Below are 6465 nucleotides of genomic sequence, written 5' to 3' on the forward strand. Positions count from 1 at the left end.
CACGCCTACTACGGTGCCACTGAGGGCCAGTTCGGTTTCATGCTGGAAGCTCACCAGCAACGTTCCCAGGGCTTCAAGGATATCGACCGGTCCAACCGCGACAGCGGTTTTGACAAGCGCGACTATGTGGCCAAGCTGCGCTGGCAGGCGCCGGAAACCGCTGATATCCAGCAGGCGTTTGAATTGAAACTGGAGCATTCCAGTGAAGTGTCCGACGAAACCTATCTGGGCCTGACCGATCGGGATTTCGAGCGTGATGCCAACCGCCGTTACGGCATGAGTGACATTGATCAGATGGACAATGATCGTGATGCGGTGTCCCTGCGTCATACCCTGGTGTTTGACGAGAACACCCAACTGAACTCCGTGGTGTACCGCAACGAATTCCAGCGTAACTGGTACAAGCTGGCCAGTATTGGTGGCCAGGGTATTGGTGGTTTTGTAGCAGATGCCAACACCAATGGCGGTGCCAACCAGGCGGTTCTGCGTGGTACCGCGGATGCCACGGACCTGGTGTTCAAGAACAATAATCGTGAGTACGTTTCCGAAGGCGTGCAGACCGAACTGAACCACCGTTTCCAGACCGGTTCCGTGGACAATGATCTGATCGTCGGCGCCCGTTACCATCAGGATGAAGTGGATCGCTACCAGCCCACGGATACCTTCGATCAGACCAATGGCAGCCTGGTGTACCAGACATCAACCTTGCCCACCGGCGGTGATAACCGTCTGGAAAATGCGGATGCCATGTCTGCCTGGATCATCGACCACGCTTACATCGGTGATTTCATTGTTACCGGTTCTCTGCGTTACGAGAACGTGGAAAGCAAAAGCAAGCGCTGGGGCGATCCGGCTCGTAACAACGTCAGTGCCCGTACTGAAAATCGTAACGAAGAACTGATGGCGGGTCTGGGTGCTACCTGGCTGCTCAATGACAACTGGTCGGTACTGGCCGGTGTGCATCAGGGCTTTGCGCCTGCAGGTGCGTCTTCCCAGAAAGGCACCGATGCGGAAAAGAGCGTCAACTATGAAACCGGTTTCCGCTACTGGAACGAGAACTTCAGTGCGGATGTGATCGCGTTCTACAGCGATTATGAAAACACTATCCAGAACTGCTCCATCGCTAACCCTTGCCCTAATGGTGACGATTCCGGCACCCAGAGCTTTGGTGAATCCGAAGTGCGGGGTCTGGAAGTGGGCTTGAGCAGCGTGGTCTGGGAAGGTGATAGTGGTCTTCGTGCCCCGATTCGCTTGGCTTATACCTATACCGACGGTGAAATTACCAAGGATGCGGATGATTTATCCGTGCTGGATGGTGATGTGCTGCCGTACCTGCCGGAGCACTTGGCCAGCCTGACGTTCGGCCTGGAAAAACCGGCGGCCTGGTCTGCACTGATGTCCGTCAGCCATACCGATGGTATGTGCATCGACAATAGCTGTGACCGTGCTGGTCAGGTAACCACGTTCAAACGCACCAGCGATTACGTGATTGCCGATATCGTGGCGACCTATCAGGTGAGCAGCGATATGGAAGTGTACGCCAAGGTGGACAACGTGTTCGACGATCAGGAAATCGTTTCCCGTGATCCTGCCGGCGCCCGCCCCAACAAGCCGCGTACCGGCTACGTGGGCATGAAAGTGCATTTCTAAGACAGCGGTTTGTAACCAAGGAAAAGGGGGCTTCGGCCCCCTTTTCTGTTTTCGGGCCCCTTGAAGCTACGCCTTTGCGACCCCATCTGGGATGGGCAGGGCCATCAGTGGTAGAATAGTGGCCAACCACAGCCAATACACCCTACAACCGCCAGGTAGTCAGTATGGATGTTATCCAGGTCATTAAAGACCAGATCGAAAAGAACCCGGTGATCCTCTACATGAAAGGGTCCCCCCAGTTTCCCCAGTGTGGGTTTTCCGCCCAGGTGGTGGAAGCGATGACCGCCGTTGGCAAGCCGTTTGCCTATGTGAATATTCTGGAAGCCCCGGAAATTCGCCAGAGCCTGAAAGAGTATGCCAACTGGCCGACTTACCCGCAGTTGTGGGTAGGTGGTGAATTGGTCGGCGGCTGCGACATCATCATGGATATGTACCGCTCCGGTCAGCTCAAGGAGCTGGTTGATGGGGTTGCCGTGGAGTCGGATGACAACGCCTGAATGAGGCGCTGTTACGACCCAAAAACCCGGCCTCAGTGCCGGGTTTTTTGTGCATGGCTGGCGGCGGGGCCTTGCCTCCGTAGGGGTGACATACTGCGCCAGCAGCGGGGAATGATAAGTTTTCCCAAAGGCTGACGGATTCGTTCAGTCGCTTGATGGTTGCGGTGTTGGTTCCGGTGCCATTGTGCTTACAATCAATGGCGTTGCTGTTGGCCATGGGAAGAGCCGGTGAAACAACGCAAATCCACAAGCCAGTGGCGCCGCTGGCATCGCTGGTTGGGGTTAGCCGTGGCGCTGCCCGTGCTGGTGCTATCTGTCACCGGCGTCCTGCTTAATCATATCGAATCCTTCGGCTGGTCGTCCCGGCCGCTGCCGCCATTGCTGGCGCGCTGGTACGGTGCGCCGGTGCCAGAGTCCGTGTCGGGTATCGTCCTGGATAACCGCTGGTATGCCCAGGCCAATGACAGCCTGTTTATTGACGGGGAAAAGAGCCTCTATTGTCGGGCGCCGTTGCGTGGCGTGGTGCAGGATAATGGCTGGACGGTGGTCGGCTGTGCTGACGCACTGTTGCTGCTGGATGCCCAGGGCCAACAGGTGGAGCGTATGGGGCCAGCCTACGGGGTGCCTGCATTCAGTACCCTGGGGCGCAATGATCAGGGGCTGGTGCTGAAAACCGAGCAGGGGTTGAGCCAGTACGATGTGGATCAGCTGGCCAGCGTGGCGCTGCCCGAGGGCGCCACCTGGGCGCCCTCCCTGTTCCAGGCCCTGCCCGTAACCATGAAGCAGCGTGTAGTGGCGCAAAGTGTACCGCCGTCACTGAATTGGCAGCGTTTGTTGCTGGATCTGCATGCCGGGCGTTTGTTCGGTCTGGCCGGCCAGTTAGTAATGGACCTGGCGGCCCTGGTGCTGGTGGTGCTGGCGCTGACCGGTACGGTGATCTGGAGTCGCTCCCGCCGTTCATAGGGCCCTGGGGGCTGAATTGGCGGTGTTTTGCGCAAACGATCCAGATTCCTGCCAAAGAAAGCGCTTTGCCTGTTGAAAGCCGGGACACAATCCCCATGATTGTCCAATGCAGCTAGCCCATGCAGGATTGCCATGGGCGTTGTATGATCTGCTGCACTGATTTCAAGCGGCCAGAGAGACGGTATTGCTCTGGCTAAATCGTATAAATGGAAACAATGGAGAGAAACAATGGGCGTTCTGGTAGGTAAACCTGCACCGGATTTTACTGTTCCTGCTGTACTGGGCGATGGCAGCATCGTTGACGAGTTCACCCTGTCCGAAGCCATCAAGGGCAAGTATGGCCTGGTGTTCTTCTACCCGCTGGACTTCACCTTTGTGTGCCCGTCCGAGCTGATCGCTCTGGACCACCGCATGGATGCGTTCAAAGAGCGCAACGTGGAAGTGATCGGTGTGTCCATCGATAGCCACTTTACCCACAACGCATGGCGTAACACCCCGGTCAACGAAGGCGGGATCGGCCCGGTGAAATACACCCTGGCCGCTGACATGAACCACGGTATTGCCCAGTCCTACGACGTTGAGTCTGAAGGTGGCATGGCATTCCGCGGCGTGTTCCTGATCGACCAGAACGGCGTGGTACGCAGCCAGATCGTTAACGATCTGCCCCTGGGCCGTAACATGGACGAGCTGATTCGTCTGGTTGACGCCCTGCAGTTCCACGAAGAGCACGGTGAAGTTTGCCCGGCGGGTTGGCAGAAAGGCGATTCCGGTATGAAGGACACCCCGGACGGTGTGGCCGAGTACCTGTCTGGTAACGCAGACAAGCTGTAATAGAAAGCAGCACAAGAAAGGGGCGCCAGAAATGGCGCCCCTTTTTTTTGCGCTGCTTGCCGGATGCCTGACGCACAATGCCTGACGCTAAAAGCAGGATCAAAACACTGCGCAGCGTCAGGCGTCAGGCGTCCAATCAATCCAGCTCTTTCGCCAGGGTTGGCGGGATGGTTTTGGCCGGTGGTGGTGGCCAGCCGCCCAGGGTCTTGAAGCGATTGACCATGGAGCAAAACAGCTCCGCCGTGCGGGTGGCGTCATACAGGGCGGAGTGAGCTTCGCGCTGGCTGAAACGGATGCCGGCGGCTTCGCAGGCTTTGGCCAGCACCGTTTGTCCGTATACCAGCCCGGCCAGGGCGGCGGTATCGAAACTGGAGAACGGGTGGAACGGGTTGCGCTTGATGTCGGCCCGGTCGGTGGCGGCGTTCAGGAAACCCTGATCGAAGAAGCTGTTATGGCCCACCAGTACTGCGCGTGTGCAACCGTGTTGTTTAATCGCTTTGCGCACCGGTTCGAACACGCCCTTGAGGGCGGTTTCTTCCGATACCGCCCCGCGTAACGGGTTGTTCGGGTCGATGCCGGTAAAATCCAGTGCGGCCTGCTCCAGGTTGGCCCCGGGGAACGGGTCCACATGGAACTGGATACGGGTGGACGGGCGCAGGTTGCCCTGGGCGTCCATTTCTATCAGGACGGCGGCGATTTCCAGCAGCGCGTCGGTCTGGGAATTGAATCCCCCGGTTTCCACGTCGATAACGACGGGCAAAAAGCCGCGGAAACGTAGCGCCAGGCTGGGATGCTGATCGCTCATGATCACTCCATCAAACACAAAGACCCCGCAGAAACGGCAAGCGCAACGGCGAGCGGGGCTTATGCTACCGGAATCGTCACGCAGGCAACAGGCGAAACCGGGCTGGTGGCTGTCATGGAGGTGACGGGCACGGGGGCGGGCGGGTACAATACGCCCCCTCGATATGCCCCACGATTCATCGGGGGCCGGCCCATGCGCTGCCGGTCGCCCATTTGCGGAGTCTTTCAATGTCCAAGATCAACAAGGTGGTACTGGCTTATTCCGGTGGCCTGGATACTTCAGTTATCGTCAAATGGCTGCAGGATACCTACGACTGTGAAGTGGTGACGTTCACCGCCGATATCGGTCAGGGTGAAGAAGTGGAGCCGGCCCGCGCCAAGGCAGAAGCCATGGGCGTGAAAGAGATCTACATTGAAGACCTGCGCGAAGAATTCGTGCGCGATTATGTGTTCCCCATGTTCCGCGCCAATGCCATCTACGAAGGCGAGTACCTGCTGGGCACCTCCATTGCGCGCCCGCTGATTGCCAAGCGCCTGGTGGAAATTGCTGAAGAGACCGGCGCTGACGCCATCTCCCACGGTGCCACCGGCAAGGGCAACGATCAGGTGCGTTTCGAGCTGGGCGCCTACGCGCTGGCCCCGGGCATTCAGGTGATTGCCCCCTGGCGTGAGTGGGATCTGAACTCCCGCGAAAAGCTGATGGCCTACTGTGAAGAGCGTAATATCCCGGTGGATTTCTCCAACAAGAAGAAGAAATCCCCGTACTCCATGGACGCCAACCTGCTGCACATCTCTTACGAAGGCGGCAACCTGGAAGATCCGTGGTGGGAAGCCGAAGAAGACATGTGGCGCTGGAGTGTGAGCCCGGAAGCGGCCCCGGACCAGGCCACCTACATCACCCTGGGCTTTGAAAAGGGCGACATCGTCTCCATCGACGGCGAAACGCTGAGCCCGGCCGACGTGCTGACCAAACTGAACAAGCTGGGTGGCGATAACGGTATTGGCCGCCTGGATATCGTGGAAAACCGTTACGTGGGCATGAAGTCCCGTGGCTGCTACGAAACCCCGGGTGGCACCATCATGCTGCCGGCCCACCGTGCCATTGAGTCCCTGACCCTGGATCGTGAGTCCGCGCACCTGAAAGACTCCGTCATGCCCAAGTACGCCGAGCTGCTGTACAACGGTTACTGGTGGAGCCCGGAGCGTCTGGCGCTGCAGAAGCTGATCGATGCCACCCAGGAACACGTGAACGGCGAAGTGCGCCTGAAGCTCTACAAGGGCAGCGTGACCGTTGTCGGCCGCCGTTCCGACAACGACAGCCTGTTCGATGCGTCCATTGCTACCTTTGAAGACGATGCCGGCGCCTACGACCAGAAAGATGCGGAAGGCTTTATCAAGCTCAACGCGCTGCGTCTGCGTATTGCCGCCAAGACGGGCCGCAAGTTGGGTTGATCTACGCTGGATGCATGACGCCCGACGCCTAACGGGTAAAGCACCACAAAAAGCCACCGCGAGCCACGGGCTCGCGGTGGCTTTTTTATGTCGGGCCTCTGGCACCGGGCGTCCGGCGTAATACGTTACATAACAACAAGGAAAGTACATTTAGATTGTACGATCGTCTCAATTAACCTGTGGGCAGCGATATATCGACAGCTCTATATCCACAACAACAGGCTTATTGAGGAATCGCCATGCTGCTGCGCCAACCGGTTTTCGAGAT

At 58.0% G+C, this 6465-nt stretch carries 6 protein-coding genes; 5 read left to right on the forward strand and 1 reads right to left on the reverse strand.

Annotated elements, in window-relative coordinates; genetic code table 11:
* The 4 genes from A3754_RS19245 to A3754_RS19260 all read left to right on the forward strand — a co-directional run.
* Window positions 1-1650 (forward strand): TonB-dependent receptor domain-containing protein (locus A3754_RS19245; protein WP_063520989.1); only part of this gene is annotated, 1650 nt, incomplete at its 5' end.
* Between the two features lie 164 nt (window positions 1651-1814).
* Complete coding sequence (gene grxD, locus A3754_RS19250; RefSeq protein WP_063520990.1) at window positions 1815-2147, forward strand: Grx4 family monothiol glutaredoxin; 333 nt, start codon at window positions 1815-1817, stop codon at window positions 2145-2147.
* Between the two features lie 228 nt (window positions 2148-2375).
* Window positions 2376-3110, forward strand: a complete 735-nt coding sequence (locus A3754_RS19255) for a PepSY domain-containing protein (protein ID WP_063520991.1) — start codon at window positions 2376-2378, stop codon at window positions 3108-3110.
* Window positions 3111-3338: 228 nt separating this feature from the next.
* Window positions 3339-3941 carry a peroxiredoxin gene (locus tag A3754_RS19260; RefSeq protein WP_035248916.1) on the forward strand — a complete coding sequence of 201 codons (603 nt, stop codon included), beginning with the start codon at window positions 3339-3341 and terminating at the stop codon, window positions 3939-3941.
* A gap of 136 nt (window positions 3942-4077) precedes the next feature.
* Here A3754_RS19260 and rnt read toward each other — a convergent pair whose 3' ends face one another.
* Complete coding sequence (rnt, locus tag A3754_RS19265) at window positions 4078-4746, reverse strand: ribonuclease T (RefSeq protein WP_063520992.1); 669 nt, start codon at window positions 4744-4746, stop codon at window positions 4078-4080.
* Window positions 4747-4973: 227 nt separating this feature from the next.
* On the opposite strand from rnt, the gene A3754_RS19270 reads away from it, so the two are divergent.
* Window positions 4974-6197 carry an argininosuccinate synthase gene (locus A3754_RS19270; protein ID WP_063520993.1) on the forward strand — a complete coding sequence of 408 codons (1224 nt, stop codon included), beginning with the start codon at window positions 4974-4976 and terminating at the stop codon, window positions 6195-6197.
* Window positions 6198-6465 lie beyond the last annotated feature (268 nt).

Source organism: Alcanivorax sp. HI0083 (genome assembly GCF_001635175.1).

What these genes read in the sequence shown, in the direction of transcription:
- grxD (WP_063520990.1), top strand. Translation starts at nt 1,815, where the DNA reads ATGGATGTTATCCAGGTCATTAAAGACCAGATCGAAAAGAACCCGGTG.
- A3754_RS19260 (WP_035248916.1), top strand. Translation starts at nt 3,339, where the DNA reads ATGGGCGTTCTGGTAGGTAAACCTGCACCGGATTTTACTGTTCCTGCT.
- rnt (WP_063520992.1), bottom strand. Translation starts at nt 4,746, where the DNA reads ATGAGCGATCAGCATCCCAGCCTGGCGCTACGTTTCCGCGGCTTTTTG.
- A3754_RS19270 (WP_063520993.1), top strand. Translation starts at nt 4,974, where the DNA reads ATGTCCAAGATCAACAAGGTGGTACTGGCTTATTCCGGTGGCCTGGAT.